Origin of the sequence: Chitinophaga sp. XS-30 (genome assembly GCF_008086345.1) — a bacterium.
Classification (GTDB): Bacteria; Bacteroidota; Bacteroidia; order Chitinophagales; family Chitinophagaceae; genus Chitinophaga.
The window spans coordinates 3,422,750-3,444,412 of record NZ_CP043006.1; the positions used below are offsets into that span (position 1 = coordinate 3,422,750).

Here is a 21,663-nt window from a genome sequence, read left to right on the forward strand (position 1 = left end):
GCAACGCGCGACAGAATATGAACACCATGATGAATTGGAGAAAGACAACCCAGGCCCTGATGCCGGTTACAACGGCAGAAAGAGCGGTTCCCCCGGTGGGTCATTACGACATGTACCCTTTCGCCAGGCTGGAAGCAGGCAGCATCCAGTGTGGATATGCCAGCCTTGCAAAATGGATGACCGACCGGAATGTTATTTTGATAGACGGATATATCGGTAACGACTGGGAGTATATTGCCGGCTCCCTCGAGCGGGAGCTGACTGCGGCGGGTGTGGCCGTGAACCTCGTGTACACCGCCACGCTAATGAAACCCGTGGAAGAAATAGAAGCGCTGGTAGCGCCTTTCCTCGGTGAGAAGGGATCGGTATGGGGCAGAAGGGCGACGATCACCTTAAAAGATCTTTTTGACAACGAAAAGTTGCAGTGCGTACAGCCTGCGGCGGAGGGCATCACGCTTGTCATTGGTGCGGGTGCGGCGCTCACGGGATTGAATGCGCCGGTAGTGTATGTAGATCTTCCCAAGAACGAGCTGCAATACCGCATGCGCGCCCGTGCCGCCAATAACCTGGGCAAGGAGCATTGGGACGATAACCAGGAAACCTACAAACGTTTCTACTTCGTAGACTGGGTATTGCTCAACGCATACAAACAAGAAATACTGCCTTCTATTGAAGTGATCGCGGACGGCCAGTGGAGAGAACAGTTCACCTGGGCCAGCCATGCGGCCATCAGCAAAGGGCTGCAATACCTTTCCCAAAACGCTTTCCGGGTGAGGCCATGGTTTGAGGCCGGCGCCTGGGGAGGGGACTGGATGAAGGAAAAGATAGCTGGTCTCAATAAAGATGAGGTGAACTACGCTTGGTCCTTTGAAATGATCGTTCCCGAAAACGGGCTGGTATTCGAAAGCGATGGCCGGTTGCTGGAAATTGCATTCGACTGGCTGATGATGAAGCATTCCAAAGAAGTGCTCGGACAGGATGAGCAACGTTTCGGCATCGATTTCCCGATCAGGTTCGATTTCCTGGACACCTTCAACGGCGGCAACCTCTCCATACAGTGCCACCCCCGCGTAAAATACATCCAGGAGCAATTCGGGGAAACCATTACCCAGGATGAAACCTACTACATACTCGATTGCGGCAAGGATGCGAAGGTGTACCTCGGCTTCCAGGACGATATTGATCCCGCCGCTTTCCGCCGCGCACTGGAAGAAAGCGTGGAAGAGAACAAGGCCATTGATATAGAAAAATATGTGCAGGCGCATGCTGCCGGCAAACATGATTTTTTCCTGATCCCGAACGGTACGGTGCACAGCTCAGGGAAAGACAACCTGGTGCTGGAGATCAGCGCCACCCCTTACATCTTTACGTTCAAGATGTACGATTGGGTGCGGCTGGACCTTAACGGGAAACCAAGGCCCATCAATATCGATCACGCTTTCAATAATCTCGATTTCAGCCGCAAGGGCGCGCGGGTAAAAGAAGAGCTGATCTCCACGCAGCAGGTGATCGCCAGCGGCGGGAACTGGCAGCTGGTACATGCGCCTACTCATGCGGAACATTTCTATGACGTGCACCGGATCGAGTTTACCGGTACGATAACGGTGGAAACCGCGGGCAAATGCCATGTGCTGATGCTGGTGGAAGGAACATCTGTATTGGTGGAAACCGCCAACGGGTTCCGGCAGCGGTACAACTACGCGGAAACCTTCGCGGTACCCGCCGCAGCGGGGTCCTACAAGATCATCAATGAAAGCGGCACCACGGCTAAAGTGGTCAAAGCTTTTATAAAATAAAAACGGAACGGTCCGGGACAGAGGCTCCGGACCGTCATCACCACAAAACAATGACACGTATGAGAAAGGAAAATTGGATGCTCTGGTTGTTGCTGTTCGTTTCAGTATCTCCGCTCAGTGCACAGGAAAAGAAAGATCCGGTGGTATATGTAGATCCGCTGATCGGCACCGCGCATTGCCGCTGGTTCCATTTTGCGCCCGGCGCTTCGCCGTTCGGCATGGCCAAACCCGGCCCCTCTACAAACGGGCACTACGGCAATCCCAGTGGCTGGGAGGCTGTGGGTTACGATTACAGGCATACTTCCATTGAAGGGTTCCCCAATTTTCACGAGTTCCAGGTGGGCGGCGTGGTGCTGATGCCCTCCAGGGGCCCGCTGGTGACGGTGCCGGGTAAGCTGGAGGATAGCCTTTCCGGCTATCGCTCGGCATTTGACCGTGCAGACGAAACCGCTACCGCGGGATATTATTCCGTGCTGCTGAAACGCTACGGGATCAGGGCCGAACTGACGGCTACGCAGCGCGTGGCTTTTCAGCGTTTTACTTTTCCGGCCGGCAGCGATTCCCATATTCTTTTCGATATCGGCAATAAACAGGGCGAGAGCGGTGAAGTGAAGGATGCACACGTGTACATGTCGCCGGACGGCCGCATCGAAGGGTACGTGATCACCCTGCCCGCTTACGTGCAAAAGTACCAGCCGGGTGCCGAGGTGGCCATGTATTTCTCCGCCGTGGTCGATAAAAAACCTGCCGCTTTCGGCACTTTCCGCGGCGAAACGCAAACTGCCGGCGCCGCGGACATCCGCGGAAAAGGGGCGGGGATGTACCTCACCTTTGCTACCAAAGAGCAGGAAGCTGTTACGGTGCGCATCGGCCTTTCCTATACTTCTGTAGAGAACGCCCGCCTAAATATGCAGCACGAGGCTGCGGCTATGGATTTCGACAAGGCCAGGGAACAGTCCCGCCGCCAATGGAACGAATACCTCGGCCGCATTACCGTGAGCGGCGGCACGAAAGCCGACCGTACAAAATTTTATACCGGCCTGTACCATGCCGTGCTAGGCCGCGGCCTTGCCAGCGATGTGAACGGGGCTTATCCCAAAAACACCGGCGGCAACGGGCAAATTCCTTTGAACAAAGATGGTGTGCCATTGCATAACCATTACAATACAGATGCCGTATGGGGTGCATTCTGGAACCTTACGCCGCTCTGGGCACTGGCTTACCCGGAATACTATTCGGATTTCGTGAGCAGCCAGTTGCTGGTTTACAACGATGCAGGCTGGCTGGGTGACGGTATCGCTTCCAGCAAATACGTGTCCGGCGTGGGCACCAACTTCGTCAGCCTTGTGATAGCCGGTGCATACAACTACGGCATCCGCGATTTTGATGTGGCCAAAGGATATGCAGCGGCGCTTAAAAACGAGATAGGCTACGAGAACAGGCCGGAAGGTGCGGGGAAAGATGATGTGGCCCGTTTCCGCAAATATGGCTATGTGGACCATATCGACCCGAAACCGGGCGAGTGGGCCTTCTCCGGTTCCCATACGCTGGAATATTCATTCAGCGCCTATGCGGTGGCCCAGTGGGCAAAAGCGCTGGGCAAAACCGGCGATTACAATACCCTGATGAAACTCTCCAAAGGCTGGGAAAAGATATTTGACCCGGCTACAAAATATATGCGTCCCCGTTATGCCAATGGCCGCTTTGTGGACAACTTCAAGCCCACTGAGCCCTGGCGGGGCTTCCAGGAAGGGAATGCGGGGCAGTACACTTTTTATGTGCCGCACAATCCCGAGGGCCTGGTGGCCAAAATAGGCAAGGCAGAGTTCAACAAGAGGCTGGACAGCATTTTCACTGCCGCGCAGAAAACAACTTTCGGCGGCGGTACCACTATCGATGCCTTCTCCGGTCTTTCTGCACCTTACAATCACGGCAATCAGCCCTGCCTGCAAATGCCCTGGATGTTCAACTACTCGGGCAAACCGCATCTTACCCAGAAGTGGGTGAGGGCCATCTGCAACGAGTTTTACGGCACCGAAGGGGTGCATGGCTATGGCTACGGACAGGATGAGGACCAGGGGCAGCTCGGCGCCTGGTACGTGATGAGCGCCATGGGGCTGTTCGATGTGCAGGGCGGGGCTGCGGCCAAACCGGTAATGCAGATCGCCTCCTCCCTGTTCGACAAGGTGGAGATCAAACTGAATAAGAAATATTACAAAGGTAATACCATAGAGATCGTTACGCGTAACAACAGCACAGGCAATATCTATCTCCATCAGCCAACATTCAACGGCAAAAAGCTCAGGCAGAACGCCATTCCGTTTGAGCAACTGACACGCGGAGGAAAGCTGGAGTACAGCTTGTCCGACAAACCTGCTGCGTATTGATGCGGTGGGCGTTATAAAAACATATTCCACTTCTGATCAAAAAAATGAAGCCAATGCTAGCTTATTATCACGTTATTGTAGAAAGGCTCTCGCGCAGAAGCAGGCTCCCGCTGATGGTGCTGCTGCTCCTGCTGGCGGCGGGCCGCGGCGCGTATGCGCAGGAATCACGGACCATTACAGGCCGCGTTACGGACGATGCTACCAAACAACCTGTTCCGGGCGTATCCATTTCGCTCAAGGGCACCGGTACCGGCACGGCTACGGCCGCCGATGGTACGTTTTCCCTGAAGGTCCCGGCCGGCAGCAACCAGCTGCTGGTATTCTCTTCCATCGGTTATGCCAGCCAGGAAGTGCCGCTTACATCCGCGGCGCAGCTGAACATATCCCTTAAAGTAGCCAGCAGCACGTTATCGGACGTAGTGGTGGTGGGGTACGGCACGCAGAAGCGCACCAGCCTTACAGGTGCGGTGAGCGTAGTGACAGCAAAGGACCTGGAGGGCAAACCTGTTACCAGCGCGGTACAGGCCCTGCAGGGCGCTGCGCCTAACCTCATCATTCAGCAGAACGCTACCGAGCCGGGCGCGGCTATCAATATCAACGTGCGCGGCGTCAGCACCGTCAACAATACCAGCCCGCTGATATTGGTAGATGGTGTGCCGGGATCGCTTGATCTGCTTAATCCTAACGACATTGAAAGCATCAGTGTGCTTAAAGATGCGGCATCGTCCGCCATCTACGGCTCCCGCGCTGCCAACGGGGTAATACTGGTCACCACCAAAACAGGAAAGCTCAACAAAGTGCCGCGCGTTACCTACAACGGTATGGCGGGCGCGCAGCAGCCTACCTTCCTCATCAAACCGGTGAGCGGGGTGGAATACATGCAGCTTAAAAATGAGGCGCTGGTCAATTCCGGACAGACGGCGCAGTTCTCTCCCGGGCAGATCCGCCAACAGGGGGAAAAAGGTTCAGAAAAATGGTGGATGGACGAAGTGATGCGCCCCGCAGCTTTGCAGCATAATCATAACCTTGGTGTAACAGGCGCGGTGGGTAAGGTATCCTACCTGGTCTCCGGCGGGCTGCTCAACCAGAACAGTCTCTATCGCGGACCCGACTACGGTTACAAGCGTTACAACGCGCGCGCCAATCTCAGCACGCAGCTGGGCAAATTAAAGCTGGGCGGCAACTTCGCCTACGCCAAACAACACATCCGGGAGCATGCTTATTATTCCGACTGGCTGATCTCCACGGCCATCCGGATTCCGCGCATCTATCCTGTCAAAGACACGGCCGGCAACTATTTCCTGGCGCCTACAGCCTCCAATAACCCGCTGGCACAGCTGGAGCAGGGCGGCCGCAGGTTGTACAACAACGATAGCTACAACTACATGGCCAATGCGGAATACGCGCTTACCAGCCACCTGTCCGCCAAACTGGTGTACGGTGCGGATGTCCGCGTGAACAACATGGACGAGTTCCGCCGGTCCATCGACTATACGCCCTATTCGGGGTCAGACAACCAGAGCGCCAGAACGGTGAACCATGCCCGCAGCATACAGGACAACTTCCAGGCATTGCTCAATTACGACCGTACCTTCAACGAATTGCACGAGGTAAAGGCCTTGCTTGGGTATGCCACAGAAGGCTGGAAGAACGAATACCGGCAGACCCGCCGGCTCAATGTGGATAATACAACGGGAGATTCCATCGCCGGTACCGAAACCCTCACGGGCTTCAACGATACCTACGGTACCCGGATCGACCAATGGGCGCTCAACTCTGCATTCGGCCGGTTGAACTATGCCTTTAACAACCGCTATTATTTCGAATTCAATTTCCGCTACGATGCATCCAGCCGCTTCGCCAAAGGCAACCGCGGCGCATTCTTCCCATCGTTCTCCGCCGCCTGGCGTATTACAGATGAGCCGTTCATGGAAACGGTGAAGGAGAAGGTGGGCGACCTGAAGCTGCGCGGTTCCTGGGGCCAGCTGGGCAACCAGCAGATCATTTCCAATTATGGCTACATGAACGTGTACACGACCGTGAGCAATATGTATGGCTTCAATAACATAGCCCAGCCAGGCGCCTCGTTTGCGGTTGGCAACCCGGTGATCACCTGGGAATCCGCCAATTCCGCCAACATCGGTTTTGACCTGTCTATGCTGGATAACCGGCTTACCATCAGTTACGATTACTTCCACAAGATCACGGATAATATTTTGCTGCAATTGCCCGCACCCGGCTTGTACGGCGCTACGCCTGCCTTTCAGAATGCCGGGAAGGTGAAGAACCAGGGCTTTGAACTGGCGGTGAACTACAGGGCAAAGACCGGTGCGTTCAATCACACCGTAGGCGCCAACCTGGCGGACAACCTGAATGAGATCGTTGATTTCAAAGGCCGTACCTCCATCCAGGAAGGGGACGTTACCTACATCAACCGCGAAGGGTTCCCGATCAGTTCCTATTACGGTTACCAGGCCGATGGCTTTTACCAGAACCTGGAGGATATCAAGAACAGCCCCAAACCTGCTTTCGCAAACGAGGTAAAACCGGGGGACATCAAGTATGTAGACCGCAATGGGGATGGCGTCATCAATAACGATGACAGGTTCATCATGGGCAATCCTTTTCCCCGTTTCACCTTCGGGCTGAACTACGGCGTAACCTGGAAAGGCTTTGATGCCAGCATTTTCATACAGGGCGTCGGCAAAAGGAACGTGTTCCTGCGCGGCGAAGGCGTAGAGGCATTCCACAACAACTGGGATAACGTGTATGCGCAGCATATCGACCGGTGGACGCCTAACAACCCGAACGCAAGCTATCCCCGCCTTACCATCGGTACGGAATCCGTTAACAATAGGGCGAACTCCACCTTCTGGCTGGAGAACGCTGCTTATGCGAGGCTGAAGAATGCACAGCTCGGTTATACGCTGCCCGCCAGTCTTACCAACCGCGCGAAGATACAGAAGGTAAGGGTGTACCTCACCGGGCAGAACCTGTGGACCGTTACCGGCATGAAGAACGGTATGGACCCCGAACTGACGGAGTTTAACAGTACCCTCAACCTGAACCAGCTGAGCAGCGCCACGAGCGGCCGTATCTACCCGGTTCAGAAAGTATGGGCGGTAGGGCTGGATATCAACTTTTAACCACGTTTAAATGATCGCATTATGAGGATAAGAAAGTATTGTTCAATTGTGTTGGGGGCGTTGCTGCTGGGAGCGGCAGGCTGCAAGAAGCTTGACCTTGGCCCGTCCTACCAGGATACCGACCTCACCTTCTGGCAAAAGCCGGAAGCCGCGGAGCAGGTGCTCAATAACTGCTATGCCGGCATGTATTCCGCAGATTATTATTTCTTCAATGAAAGTCTCAGTGATAATTCATTCAGCTCCAGCGCTGTGAACGGCGGCGCCGCGCAGAGCATTGCCGCGGGCGCGTACGATGGCCGTACCAACCGCGTAGCAGGGGAGTGGGCTTTTCACTACGGAGGCATCCGCAACGTCAATAATCTCATCGCCAATATAGATAAAGTGCCTGGTCTTGATGCCGGCCTGAAGGCCCGCTACCTCGCTGAAGCAAGGTTCATCCGCGCCTTCCATTATTTTCATCTCGTTACCTGGTATGGCAATGTGCCGTTGATCGAAAACGAGATATCTTACGAAGAGAGCTTCCAGATCTCCCGTACGGCCAAAGCCGAAGTGGTGAACTATATCCTCACGGAGCTGGATGAAGTGGCCGCTATATTGCCGCAGAAATCGGCGTATCCCGATGCGGAAAAGGGCCGCATCGCCAAAGCCGCCGCCGCGGCCCTGAAGGCCAAAGTGCTGCTCTACGACAACAAGTGGAGCGAAGCCGCTACCGTGCTGGAGCAGATCATGGACGGCACATACGGCGTTTACACCCTGTTCCCTTCCTTCCCCGGCATCTTTCAGCCGGAAAACGAGAACAACAGCGAGGTGATCCTCAACCTGGAATTCGTACCGGTGAGCAGAACGCATGCCATGCAGCGTTTCTTCATACCCTTCACCGAAGGCACGCTTATCAGCGGCATGGCGCCTTCCCAGTCCCTGGTAGATGATTTTATCATGACCAATGGCAAGGGCATCAATGAAACCGGCTCCGGCTACGATGAGAACACTCCTTTCCGTAACCGGGACCCGAGGCTCGAAGCCACCATCATTCACGATGGTTCTTCCTTCATCACCAAGCGCGGGGACACCATCACCATACAAACCGCGCCCGGCAGCGGCGATAACGCGGCGGACAAAGCGGACGCCTCCAAAACAGGCTACTATTTCCGCAAGTACTACGACCGCACGGCGGACGGCAACAACAATTCCGGTCTCAACCTTATCCTCATCCGTTATGCGGATGTGCTGCTGATGTACGCCGAAGCAAAAGCGATGATGAACCAGCTGGATGCGGATACCTGGGATAAGACCATCAGGGTCATCCGTCAGCGTGCAGGCTTCACCGATCCGGCGGCCCTCAATTTCTCGAACTACGCCGGCTTAAGCAATCCTGCCAAAACCGACCTCGTGCGCCGTGAGCGCAGAACGGAAATGGCGCTGGAAAGCCAGCGGATATTCGATATCCGCCGCTGGAAGATCGCGGAGACCGTGATGAACGGAACGCTCTACGGCATGAAGGTGGGCAACAGCCATCTTGTAGCAGACAGGCGTGTGTTCGACGCAAGCAAACATTATCTGTGGCCGGTGCCGCAGGCGGATATAGAAATGAACCGAAACCTGCTGCCGAACAATACCGGCTGGTGACCAGTACAACCATTACCAACATCAATAAAAAGATATTATCATGACACATACTTTCAAATTCAGGGTATATAACGTGCTGGCCGCGCTGCTGGCGATAGGGGCCTTTGCCTCCTGCGAAAAGGAGAAAGCCATCAACAGCAACATTTCCACCGTTAAAGAATTGTATTACCCAGAAGTGGGCAAATATTACAAGCTGCAGCCCGCCACCAGCGCCGTGGTGAACTTTGAATGGAGCCCGGCCAGAGCGGAAGACGGCAGCCTAGTAATGTATGAAGTAGCATTTGATACGCTGGACGGCGATTTTACGCGCCCCATCTATACCGTTGCCTCCGGCGGTAACGGGGTGCAGAATTCCCTTGCGCTTTCCCACAAAGTGCTGAACGCCATTGCCAGCAAGGCGGGCATTCAGCCCTCCACCTCCGGTTCCCTGAAATGGACGGTGATTGCCATGAAGGGACTCAACGAAAGACGCGCGGATTCCTCCAGGACGATCGTGATCGAAAGGCCATCCGGCTTTACGGAAATACCTGACAATGTATTCATCACCGGTGCGGCCACTGAAGGCGGAACGGACCTTGCCAATGCCCTGGCCATGAAACCGGGTACCGATGGCGTGTTCGAGATATTTACCCGCCTGAAAGACGGCGCTTTCACTTTCACGGACCGCAACAGCGGCACGCCCGTAACCTACTCCATGCAGGGCAGCAGGTTGCAGGAAGGCGGCGAGAACCAGCAGACCGGGGATAAGATATACCGCATCCGGCTGGACTTTGCAAATGCCGCCGCGGAAATGATAGAGATCACCGATGCTGGCGTGTTCGCATCCGCATACAACAGCGTGATCGGCAACCTCGCCTACGCCGGTAACGGAACCTGGGCGGCGCAGAACGTACCCATCGTTTACTTCGATTTCGGCAGCTGGAAAGACGATCGTTTTAAATTCCAGTTCACCACCATGGATGCGGGCGGTACCCCCGGCACCCTCTACTATGGCAGCGAGAACCAGTCCAATTCCACACCTCCGGATGCCAATACACCGGCCGCTTATTACAACGTGGTGCCGGTAGATAATTCACAGTGGGATTTCACTTACAAATACCCGGCAGGAGCTGATGGAAAAACAGGGGACTTTACCCTGCAGCTGAATGCGTCGGAAGATTATTCCTATCAACTGACCGTGCATTAATTGGTGAATTACTAAAGTCATTTATATGAGACCTATCATTTTAATCATAGCCGCAGCGGCGTTTACCTTTACCGGGTGTTACAAGGAGCGGGAAGATGTGCCCGTGAAGGTGGAAGGCGATACCACATCGGTAACATTGAGCTACAAACTCAAAGCCCGCCAGGCGCTCGACGATATTTACAGGAACTACGGCATCAGCGGCAGCAACTATGTAAGGGAAAATTTCCCCGCCCAGCCCGGAGACCCGAGGTATGCATACCTGTGGCCGTATTCCGCCATGTTTACGGCAGCCACGCTGCTCAAACAGTTGGGTTTTACCGACGAAGTGTACCAGGGTTACTATACCAGTACCCTCGCGGGCATGGAGGGATACCTGGACGCATCCCGCCAGCCTGCCGGCTACCAGTCCATTCCCGTAAGCGAAGGCCTGGCGGACCGTTTCTACGATGATAACGCTATTACGGGTATAGACATGCTGGAAGCCTACCGGCTCACGCGGGAGGCGCAATTGCTCACCAACGCGAAAATTTGCTACGCGTTCTGTGCCTCCGCCGAAAGTCCCGAAGCAGGTGGTGGCCTTTACTGGAACGAAGGTGTGCTGAACAATCCTGACGATCCGAATTATATCAAGGCCACCAATGTGACCGCGCTTTCCGCTACGCTGGCCCTGCAACTGTACCAGCAGGAACAGAACGGGGACTATCTAGTCTCCGCCAAACGCTGGTACGACTGGGTCAAACAATATATGCTGGACCCTTCGGACAAGATCTTCTGGAACTCCATATGGATCAAGGATGGCAGCATCAACTATGCTAAATGGACCTACAATTCCGGCGCCATGATCCAGAATGCTGCCCTGCTGTACAAGATCACCGGCGAAGAGGCTTATCTGGCGGATGCGAAAGCATGGGCGGAGGCTTCCTATAATTTCTTTACACGCCAGGTGACCAATATCGGGCGGTTCTTCGTGCCGCACGACCCCTGGTTTACCGCCGTGCTGTTGCGCGGATACCTGGAGCTGTATGAGCTGGACGAAAACGCCACCTATATCAACACCCTTGTGGCGAATGTAGATTATGCGTGGGAACACAGCAGGCTGCCCGGTACTTTCCAGTTCTATGAGGACTGGTCGGGCTCCGACCTGGGGAGATACTATTCCTTGCTCACGCACATAGGCATGGTAGAGATCTATGCCAGGATATCGATCTGGAAAAACGAAGAGTAAACCGTTTCATCCGTTCGCAGTGTTCATAACGCGAACGGATGAACGTTAATAGGGGATTATGAAAAGAATATTATTCAGTTCGGTGCTGACCATGATGGTGTTGCCGGTCATTGCGCAGCAGCGCGAGTACCAGCGCAGGGCGGAAGAAATGTTCCACCGGGTATGGACGCTGTACCGGGTACCGGAGCACGGGCTTTTTTCAGAGTATTACCCGCAGCAGCATAAGGATTCCCTCACCTATATGCAGGACGGGAATGTACAATCGAAGGAAGTGAGTTACCTCTGGCCACTCAGCGGCGTGGTAACTTCCGCCGGCATCATGATGCGGCTGCCCGGCAAAAAGACGGCCTACCGGCCTTATGTGGATACCGCGATGGCGGCGATGTACCAATACCGCGATACCACGCGTCAGCCAGCGGGCTACCAGGCTTATCCGGCAAAGTTCGAAAAGGTAGACCGTTATTATGACGACAACGGCCTCGTGGCTATCGATTATATGGAAGCCTATGAGAATACCCGCAACCCGCTGTATCTTTCCAGGGCGAAGGAAGTATTCACTTTCATCATGAGCGGATGGACGGATGTGCTCGGTGGCGGCGTTACCTGGCTGGAGGGCCACGAAGATCAAAAGCCGGCCTGCAGCAATGGTATGGCCGCACTGGCCGCGCTCAAAATATACCAGGCTACCAAAGAGCCGTATTACCTGCGCCAGGGCATTAAGTTCTATGACTGGATGAACAGGCATTTGCGTGACTCCGCCGGTTTGTACCGGAACGATATTAAAACCGCTACGGGTGCGGTCAATGCGACCTATTACACCTATAATTCGGGATCTATGCTGGAAGCGGCCATGATGCTTTATGCTTTCACCGGGGAGCAAAAATATTACCGGGATGCGAAGCAGACCGCTGAATCCGCCTATCACTATTTCGGTCAGCCGCAGGAAGGCATGCGCAGCGAATTTTGCGACCTGCCCTGGTTTGTTACGGTGCTGTTCCGTGGATACGCTGCGCTGTATGCGGTGGACAAAGATCCCGTGTACCTGAAAGCAATTATTGCGCGGGTAGACCATGCCTGGAACAACCGTGACCGCTACGGTCTGCTCAACCATAACTGGAGCGATCAGCGGGATGAGACCGGAAAGCCCAAGTGGCTGCTGGACGAAGCCTGCATTGCAGAACTGTATGCCCGCATGGCCCTGCTGAATTTATAATGCATACAACATCCAACAACTTATGACGCAAGCTAACAGCAATTCATCAATTCCACCGGCCACAACAGGTTTGTTACGGCTGGCCCCTATATTGTTCGGCTTCTTCATCATGGGCTTTGTAGACGTGGTGGGCATTGCCACCAGCTACGTAAAACAGGATTTCGGTCTTTCCGATACCTTGTCTAACCTTTTGCCCATGGCGGTTTTCCTGTGGTTCCTGATCTTTTCGGTGCCTACCGGCATGCTCATGAACAGGATCGGCAGAAAACGTACCGTGCAGCTGAGTTTGCTCATCACCGGCATCGGCCTGCTGGTGCCGATGATATCCTACACCTTGCCGGTGGTGCTGTCCGCCTTTGCGCTGCTGGGCATCGGCAATACGCTGTTGCAGGTGGCCCTCAATCCGCTGCTGACCAATGTGGTGAGTAAAGACAGGCTGACCAGCAGCCTCACAACCGGACAGTTCATCAAAGCGATATCTTCCTTTCTGGGCCCCATTATTGCAGCCTATGCGGTCACGCGTTTCGGGAACTGGCAGTTGCTGTTTATCGTATTTGCGGGCATCACGCTGTTGTCTTTTCTCTGGCTAAGCGCCACGCCGCTGCAGGAAGACGGCCGCAAGGAGAATATTTCTACCATCAGGGAATGCTTCGCCCTGCTGGGCGACAGCCGCATATTCCTGTATTTCCTGGGCATATTGACGCTGGTAGGTATTGACGTAGGGCTGAATGTGTCCGCTCCCAAAATACTGATGGAGCGCACCGGTATGGCACTTGAGCAGGCGGGTTATGTAGCCAGCGTATATTTTGTTTTCAAAACCGCTGGCACGTTCCTCGGCGCTATTCTGCTGGCCAAATGGTCCGCACACCGTTTTTACCTCGCGTCAGCCGTTGCCGCGGTAGCTGCCATGGTGTTGCTGCTGTTCGCTGACAACGCCGGTCTGATCTACGCCGGCATTGCACTGGCCGGGTTTGCCTGCGCCAATATTTTTTCCATCCTGTTTTCCTTTGCGTTGCTGCGGATGCCGGAAAGGTCCAATGAAGTGTCTGGCCTTCTGATCATGGGCGTTTCCGGTGGCGCTATTTTCCCGTTGCTGATGGGCATGGCTTCTGATGCGGCGGGTGCGCAATGGGGAGCTGTGGCGGTGTTGCTGGTTTGCTGCGCGTATCACTGGGTGCTGGCCGTCCGGGAGATGCGGTAGAGGGGCTGGTAGCCCCCTGGATCATGCATCCGGTATCTCGGGTTCAACCAGCTTAGCCAGCTTTTCCAGCGATTCCTGCCAGCCCAGATAGCACATTTCCGCGGGTATGGCAGCGGGAATGCCTTCCTGGGTGATTTTTATGTCTGTACCCACTATCGTTTTCTGAAGCCAGACCGTGGTGATCATCTCTCCCGGCAGATTGGGGTCGTCAAATTTATCCGTGTATTTCAGGAACTCGTTAGGTTTGAGCTCCAGGTAGGTTCCACCGAACGAATGGCTGTTGCCGGTAGAAAAGTTATGGAACGACATCCTGAAGGAACCGCCTGTTTTCGCATCCATTTCATGGACAGTGCAAAGAAATCCGTGAGGAGGTAACCAGGAAGCGACTGCCAGCGTTTCCGTAAATGCTCTGTAAACTTTTTCGGGAGAGGCTTTAAGCACTCTGTGCAACGAAACATTGTTGTTTGACATGACGTTCATTTTTGTTCCTACTCGTCTGGCTTTTCGGTTCCGCCCGTTTTTGGAATGGTTGCTGCTCCACTAAATTCTGATACAGCAAAGATGGCGGGAAAATTAAACACCCGAAGGGGCCATATACGACAACTTGAAGGGCTTTTTGCGACCTGGGTCAGCTTCCCCTGCTTTCTTCGTAGGTAGGGCCGTACATACCGGGCACCTTGTTTCCGGTAGCACGCAGATAAACGATCATTTCACCGCGATGGTGATAAATATGATTAAAAAGAAACCCGCGCGCTACAATTCCCCGCGGCATGGGGCCAAGAACGGTCCGTTCCCCTACTTTCATGGTCCAGTTGTCCTGCAATTGCTCATCCGTAAGCGATTTTAACGCAGCCCGGGCTTTCTCCACATTACTTTCAAAAAGCGCGAGGGTAGCTTTGATATCATTCGTATCACCGCGTTCAAGATGATCCGCAGCCATGTCGTAAACGTCCTGTGTCAATGCGCCCACGTACCAGTAGTAAATGGTGGCAATGTGCTGTGCAAGCTCCCCCATAGTCCAGGACGTTGGAGAAGGTTTATAGGCGAGGTCTTTTTCAGGGACCGCCTGCAATAATTTACGGGTGCTGTTTACTTCATGTTCGAATTCCTGTATCAGATATTGCAGCATCATATCTAAATAGTTTAAATAGTAAATAATGGGTGAAATGGCGATGAGTAAAATCCCGGTAAAAACTACCTGCTCCCCGGCACTGCCTGCGGTGCGGTTGTAGGCCCTTCCACAACAAGCACCCCGTCTTCCTGTATCTCCATCCGGTCAATAAAAACAACACGTTTTTCGCCTGTTTCCGATGTGCGGGCATGATATACGCAAAACATCTCTTTACCATCCGGGGAGTAAGTAATGCTGTTATGCCCCGTTCCGGTCACTATACCGCCGTTCTCCACGTTTTTTTGCAATACGGGATTATTGGCAGCTTTGGTGAACGGCCCGAGCGGGCTTTTGGACGTGGCATATCCTACCGCGTAATTCCTGCCGCCGAAATAGTTGGCGGAGTACATCATATAGTAAGTATCTCCTTTTTTAAAGGCCACGGAACCTTCCGTCCACCGGCGGTTGATCTCTTTTGAGGTAACGGAGCGGCTTTCCCATTCCGATTGCTTGTCATCCATTTTTACAGGAGGGCGCAGCAACAATACCGGCTCGCCTGTTACACCACTGAAATCAGGTTTCAGCTCAACGCCATATACCCAGCTTTCCTCTATCACATCAAACCACCCCTTTTCCCTGGCCCAATCGGCCACTTCGCTCTCTACCGGGTGCTTATAGCAGCAACGGGAGTAATAGAGATAAATTTTGCCATTTTTATCAAACAGGATATTGGCATCGATGACGGGGTAGCCGGGATCGAAAACAGGTTTGTTGTTGAGGTCAGTGAATGGCCCGGTAGGGCGGTCAGACACGGCTACGCCTATACGGAAATTCTCAAGTTCTTTACCGGGATTCTCTTTCCATTGTGCGCTGTAGAAGATGTAAAACCGGCCTTTGTATTCGTACACTTCAGGCGCCCAGTAAGCTCCGTTCCATGCGGCCGTGGAATCGCTCCAGCCATTGCTGTTGGATGCGTGATACACCTGCCCTTCGTCTTTCCAATGCACCAGATCCGCAGAAGAATAAGCGGCAAACCCGTTTTTGGCACTGCCGCCGGTGCCGTACATATAATATTTGTCACCTTTTACATGCAGTACATACGGGTCCCCGAATGCTATGGGCAGCGGGTTCTGATAGGTCGGTCCGGTTGCCGGTTGGGCGGACTGTGCAAGCAGCGCCGTGGTATTCAGGGTTAATGTCAATAGAAGGCTTGCAATTGAAATCTGTGTCAGTTGTTTCATGATGTGGCATTTATCTGTTGGAGATCACGCTATATACTCAAATATAACCGTAAGAAATTACAAATTAAAATTCAGGGACAGGGTGGAAAGATCAGCATTGGCGGAAAACGGACAGCCGCTGTCAATCAGTTACCTGATCACCAGAACCGTTCCCCTGAACAGGAAAGTGGTCCCATCCTCGCAGACGGTCTCGATGGCATAGACGTAACTGCCGTATGGCACTGCCTGGCCTTTCCGGGTGCCATCCCAGCCGGCGGCGGCATTGTTGATCTGAAAATTTGTTTTTTCAAATACCAGGCTGCCCCATCTGTCGTAGATGCGCATCCATGCCACTTCTTTTACACCGCGTCCTTTGGGATAGAACCGGTCATTTACACCATCATTGTCCGGGGTAAAGGCATTGGGGAGAAATACAGCGCCCATATCGCAGACCAGGTTCACCAGCACTTCATCCGCGGCCTTGCAGCCGTAAATGTTCTCTACTGCCACGGTATAGTTGGTGGATATATTGGGCCGGGCCACAGGTGTCGGGCAGTCGGCACAGTCAAGATAGTCCGGCGGCGTCCAGGTCCATTTTACGATATCCAGACTGCCTTGCGTACCCAGCGTTACGGGTACACCTGCCATCGCTGTACGGTCCGGCCCTGCATTGATGACAGGTGAGGGGTGCACGCTGACAACCAGCGATGTGTCATGGGTGAAACAGCCGTCGGCATCGTAACCGGTTACTTGGTAGGTATAACTTCCCGTTGCTTTGATGGTGGCATGCGGATAGGGGCTGGCGGCATCATCCAGGCCTTCTCCCGTCCATACGTAATGATCAGCGCCCGACACCTGCAAGGGCAGCACATGCCCGAGGCACAGTACCGTATCCGGCGTGGCTTTTATCGTGAATGGTTGCGCTACGCGGATACTTATATCATCTGTATTGCTGCATCCGTTGGCATCCGTCACGGTTACCTCGTAAGTGGTGTTCTCCCGGGGAGCTGCTACAGGATCGGGGGCGAGGGGATTGCTCAGGTCCGTGGCCGGCGACCATTGATAAGCAACACCGCCGCCGGCGCTCAGCGTGGTGCTGTTGCCGAGACATATGACTCCTGACGCGGCAGTTGCATTCACCACAGGCGCCGGTACGATAGCGATGTTATGATGTGTGGTATCGCTGCAGCCGTCTTTGCTGGTAACGATGAGCGCCACTGCTGAAGGCCCCGGCTTGTCATATACCTGATCAGCAGGTTGCTGTACGGCGCCTGTATTGTTATTGCCGAAATCCCATTTCCAGGTAACATCGTTCATATTGCTCACGGTTCCGCTGAAGCTTACGGGCGCATCCTGGCAGGTCTGCAAAGGCCCGGTAATGGCCGATACGGGTTTGGGATAGGCATATATCGTTTTGCTTACGGTTTGCGTACAGCCGTAAGCGGTAGTAGTGGTAAGCGTGAAATTATACCCCTGCGTTTTATCAAGGTAAAAACCGGGCGTGGCAGTGGCCTCATTTTCCACGGGCAGCCCTGGCTCAAACGTCCATTGATATTGCGCTTCTTCTTTCAGTTCATCAATGGAATAACTGTTGAAAGCGGGCGTAAAAGTGATCCAGCCTTCATCACAAATGAACGCCGGCGCGGATGTCAGTGCTACATCCAGTTTGTCGATAACGATCGGCCCGTCCAGGAAAGCAGTGCCTTTACAGCCCGCCTGGTCTGACAGGATGAGGCGGGGCTTGTAAATGCCGGGGTCTTTAAAGGTATGTTTGATGGTGGCATCCGTTGTTTCGGTAACAATACCATCTGTAAAATCCCAGGCGAAATTGACCGCATTAGATGCATCTACCTGGAATTCGATCTCTTTTGTGAGGCAGCCGCCGTTGGCGGAGGTTGTAATGGTGGCGTAAGGTCCCTTTACTTCCACTTCCTGCTCATATTCATCCTCCGTATCGGCATCGCCCACCACTTTCAGCTTCACTTTATACTTCCCCGCATAGGTATAGGTATGAGAGGGATTGCTGATGGTGGAAAAGCTGCCATCGCCGAAATCCCAATATGAGCTGGCATGGTTAACGGAGGTATTGGTGAAACGTGCTGTCACCGGCGGGCAGCCGCTGTTATTCACAAATGAAGTGCTGACCGTGAAGCCTGCGCTGACGCTGGATACCTTGACCTGTTTTTTGGCGCTGTCTATGCAGCCGTTATCGTCCTTCGCCAGCAGTTTTACGGTATAGACGCCTTTATCGGGATAGGTCTTGTACGGACTGTTGTCCGTGGAAGAGGTATTGTCGCCAAAGTCCCACTGGTAGGTGGCATTGCCGCCCGTTTCCGTGGTATAGTTGTAGAACCATATGTTGCCGCCGGGCGGTATCAGTGTTGCACTTGGCACAAAATCCGCGTTGGGGCCGTTCACCTGCAGATAGGAACCGTCAGCGGAGCTGGTACAGCCGTCTTCGTCCGTGACCGTCAGCCTTGGATAGAAATAGCCGGACCTGTTGTAGGTGTGTTTGAAAGGAGGCGCGGTAAATACTTTTGCGGGAGTGCCATCGCCAAAATCCCATGACCAGGATTTTATGGGTTTTCCTCCGGAAACGTCCGTTTGGTCAGTAAAAGTAAGCTCGGTGCCCCGGCATTCCAGCACAGGCGGGGAGAGGAATTTGGCCAGCGGCCCGTGTACGTTCACTTCTACTTTATTGCTGCTGTCCGTACACCCCTGCAGGTTATAGGCTACATACCGGATGGTGTTTTTGCCGGGTTTGAGGTTGATAAAAGTAGCATTCTCGGAGTTGTAATCAGCCCAATTGGGATATGTGCCGTCTGAAGAAGACCAGGAGTTATACCAGTAGTTGGTATAGATAGATCTGTCCAAAGACACTACGCTGGCTTTGAGCGTTTCGTTACCGCACAGGGTTGTTTTGTCCGTAGTAATGGTAACAGGGGATGGCGCGTACACATTGATGTTCATGGAATCCGTGCTGGTGCAGGTCCCGTCTGTAACGGTCAACTTTACTAAGTACACGCCTGTTTTATCATATTTGTGGCTGACAGGGCTTGTTTTTGCGGTGTAAGTATTTTCTTTTCCATCTCCCCAGTTCCATTTCCAGCTGGTAACCGAACCCAGCGACAGTTCATCAAAGCTGATCTCTGTACGATTATCGCAATCAATATTCTTCCTGGCAAAGCGCGGGAAAGGGTTCACGGCAGTGATATAGGCCGTTTTGGTGACCGTTTCGCTGCAGCTATGATTGGAAACGGTCAGCCTGACCGTGTAGGTACCGGGTTCCCTGTAGCTATGCTTTGTTTGCTGCGATGAACCGGTATGGTAATCCCCGAAATCCCAGGCCCAGCTTGTACCCACATCTGTAGTGCCATTGAAATGCACCCAGTTGTTGCCGCAGACTTGGGGCGCCTGCGGAGATGAAAAATCAGGCTTGGGCTTTTTATATACCCGGATAGTGTTGTAGGAATACAGGTTCACTGTTCCTTTACAGCCATTGGCAGTTGTATAGGTCAGCTTTACAGGGTATGCGCCTTCCTTGTTATACGTGTGTGAGGGAGCCGCTTCTGTTGACTTGGGGCTGCCATCACCAAAATCCCATTCATAGCTGGCAATGGCATCTCCGGTATTTACGTAGCTGCTGAAAGTAGGGGTCAGCCCTTCGCAGCCCTCGGAAACACTGGCATAGGCATAGACCTCCGGTTTTTGCACATACACATAACGCTCTGCCGTGCTGGAGCAGCCGGATGCATTGCTGGCAGTGAGTTTTATATTGAAATATCCCAGGCTGTTATAGGTGACAGAAGGATTTTGCTGCGTGGAGGATTGCCCGTTGCCAAAGCTCCAGTTCCAGCTGGTGGCGTCCTGCGATTGGTCCGTCAGCTTCACCGTGGCCGGTACATCGCAGATCGCCTGCTGATCGGTCACAAAATTCGCCTTCGGTGCAGGTTTTACCACGAGGTCTTTGGTCACGCTCTCCTTGCAGCTGCCGTAATCAGCCGTCATGGTCACTTTTACGGTGCCGGTACCGGCAGGGTAGTAGTAGGCAGTTGCGCCATAGCTGTTGACATACCCCTTGTCAACGCTCCAGGTAACGTTGTTGGATTGCGGGTTGTTGGCTGCCGTAAACAACGTGGCGGAACTGTTCTCGCAGATGCTGGCCGGCAACTGAAAATCCGTTTTGAAATTGGCTACATTGATATCTTCGGATGTTTTGGTGGCGGTACAACCTTTATCGCTGGTAACCGTAAGCTTTACCTTGTAAACGCCTTTGGCCGTGTACGTATGGGCGCCCGGGTTAGCGCCGGAAGCGGTGCCGCCATCGCCAAATTCCCATTTATAGGTCAGCGTACCCGGACCGGTAGTGGTATTGGTCACCGTCAGTGCAGCCGGCGCAGCGCACAGGAACCGGTCAGATACGGTGAAATTAGCCGTCAGCGAAGCCGCCGCATCTACGATATTACTGAGCTGTTTTGAAGCCGTACAGCCGTTGCTGTTCGTAATGGTGAGGGTAACTGCGGGGGACAATACATCGTTGTAAGTATGTATCGGGCTGCTGCCGGAACCGGTGGTGCCATCCCCGAAGTCCCAACTGTAAGCGGTAATGCTGCCATTCACAGGGTTCGATTTGTCCGTGAATGTCACCGCAAAGGGGATGCAACCTTTGGCAGGACTGGCCGTAAAATCAGGCTTGGGCTTCTCCCATACGGTAACTGTCTTTTCCGCGGTACTGGTATTGCCCGCAGCGTCCTTCACAGTTAATGTTACCTTGTAGGTGCCGGCGGTGGTATAAGAGGCGCTGGGGCTTTGCTGCGTAGAGGTAGAGCCATTGCCCAGGTTCCACTGCCAGGAAACAGGGTTGCCGGTAGAATTATCATTGAATTTGGTGATCAGGCTTTCGCAATCGCCGGTTTTACTGGGCGTAAAATCCGCTTTCAACTGCGCATGGGCAGCCACGCTCAGCAAAAGCATCATAAAAATTGTAACATAGGTAAAAGCACCGCTTGGGGTTACCCGGGTATTTAGGGACATGACATACAGGTTCGCGGCGGCAAAATACACAAAAAATCCGAATGCCGGTGCTGGATCATTTCACCGCCGCGGCCTCCGGTTACACCGTCAATATATTGCATGCCTTTTTTACTATATTCGATGGAACATCACCTAAAAATAGCAAAATGACACCGAAAGAAGTGCTCGAAAAATGGATCGATGCGTTCAACCGTGCGGATGTGGATGCCATTGCGGAACTGTATGCAGACGATGCTACGAACCACCAGGTGGCCAACCTGCCGGTCACCGGTAGGGAAGCCATTAAAAAGATGTTCGCCGGGGAGTTTGCCGCGGCGGAAATGATCTGCATTCCGGAGAATATCTTTCAGGATGGGGAATGGGCCATACTGGAATGGAAAGACCCCAACGGCCTTCGCGGCTGCGGGTTCTTCCATGTGCAGCACGACAAGATCGTTTTTCAGCGCGGGTATTGGGACAAGCTATCTTTTCTGAAACTGCACAATCTGCCCATCAGTTAGCCATACCATCTGCGCCAG

General features: G+C 53.6%; 13 protein-coding genes. 9 read left to right on the forward strand and 4 right to left on the reverse strand.

Annotated elements, in window-relative coordinates; translation table 11 throughout:
• Positions 1–26 precede the first annotated feature (26 nt).
• From FW415_RS14065 to FW415_RS14100, 8 genes are read left to right on the forward strand one after another with little or no spacing between them, the layout of a single operon-like run.
• Positions 27–1,796 carry a class I mannose-6-phosphate isomerase gene (locus FW415_RS14065; RefSeq protein WP_148386069.1) on the forward strand — a complete coding sequence of 590 codons (1,770 nt, stop codon included), beginning with the start codon at positions 27–29 and terminating at the stop codon, positions 1,794–1,796.
• Positions 1,797–1,855: 59 nt separating this feature from the next.
• Positions 1,856–4,183 (forward strand): GH92 family glycosyl hydrolase, encoded by a 2,328-nt coding sequence (locus FW415_RS14070; RefSeq protein WP_148386072.1) that lies wholly within the window; start codon positions 1,856–1,858, stop codon positions 4,181–4,183.
• Between the two features lie 44 nt (positions 4,184–4,227).
• Positions 4,228–7,329, forward strand: a complete 3,102-nt coding sequence (locus FW415_RS14075) for a TonB-dependent receptor (RefSeq protein ID WP_148386074.1) — start codon at positions 4,228–4,230, stop codon at positions 7,327–7,329.
• Between the two features lie 21 nt (positions 7,330–7,350).
• Entirely contained in the window at positions 7,351–8,955 is a 1,605-nt protein-coding gene (locus FW415_RS14080) for a RagB/SusD family nutrient uptake outer membrane protein (protein WP_148386076.1), read from the forward strand.
• 40 nt (positions 8,956–8,995) lie between these two features.
• Positions 8,996–10,141: a SusE domain-containing protein gene (locus FW415_RS14085; RefSeq protein WP_148386078.1), complete on the forward strand. Its 1,146-nt coding sequence runs from the start codon at positions 8,996–8,998 to the stop codon at positions 10,139–10,141.
• Between the two features lie 25 nt (positions 10,142–10,166).
• Positions 10,167–11,366, forward strand: a complete 1,200-nt coding sequence (locus tag FW415_RS14090; protein WP_148386080.1) for a glycoside hydrolase family 76 protein — start codon at positions 10,167–10,169, stop codon at positions 11,364–11,366.
• A gap of 58 nt (positions 11,367–11,424) precedes the next feature.
• A complete protein-coding gene (locus FW415_RS14095; protein WP_148386082.1) occupies positions 11,425–12,579 on the forward strand; it encodes a glycoside hydrolase family 76 protein in 1,155 nt (384 codons plus the stop codon).
• A gap of 22 nt (positions 12,580–12,601) precedes the next feature.
• Entirely contained in the window at positions 12,602–13,780 is a 1,179-nt protein-coding gene (locus tag FW415_RS14100) for a sugar MFS transporter (RefSeq protein WP_210420692.1), read from the forward strand.
• Positions 13,781–13,801: 21 nt separating this feature from the next.
• Here FW415_RS14100 and FW415_RS14105 read toward each other — a convergent pair whose 3' ends face one another.
• From FW415_RS14105 to FW415_RS14120, 4 genes are all read right to left on the reverse strand, one after another.
• Positions 13,802–14,251: an SRPBCC family protein gene (locus tag FW415_RS14105; RefSeq protein WP_148386084.1), complete on the reverse strand. Its 450-nt coding sequence runs from the start codon at positions 14,249–14,251 to the stop codon at positions 13,802–13,804.
• Between the two features lie 157 nt (positions 14,252–14,408).
• The gene (locus tag FW415_RS14110; protein WP_148386086.1) at positions 14,409–14,912 is read right to left on the reverse strand and encodes a DinB family protein; all 504 of its coding nucleotides are present in this window, start codon (positions 14,910–14,912) and stop codon (positions 14,409–14,411) included.
• Between the two features lie 62 nt (positions 14,913–14,974).
• Positions 14,975–16,132 carry a glycoside hydrolase family 43 protein gene (locus FW415_RS14115; protein ID WP_148386088.1) on the reverse strand — a complete coding sequence of 386 codons (1,158 nt, stop codon included), beginning with the start codon at positions 16,130–16,132 and terminating at the stop codon, positions 14,975–14,977.
• Positions 16,133–16,261: 129 nt separating this feature from the next.
• A complete protein-coding gene (locus FW415_RS14120) occupies positions 16,262–21,088 on the reverse strand; it encodes a PKD domain-containing protein (RefSeq protein WP_305764220.1) in 4,827 nt (1,608 codons plus the stop codon).
• A 203-nt stretch (positions 21,089–21,291) separates the two neighbouring features.
• Here FW415_RS14120 and FW415_RS14125 point away from each other — a divergent pair, with 203 nt between their 5' ends.
• Positions 21,292–21,645: a nuclear transport factor 2 family protein gene (locus FW415_RS14125; protein ID WP_148386090.1), complete on the forward strand. Its 354-nt coding sequence runs from the start codon at positions 21,292–21,294 to the stop codon at positions 21,643–21,645.
• Positions 21,646–21,663 lie beyond the last annotated feature (18 nt).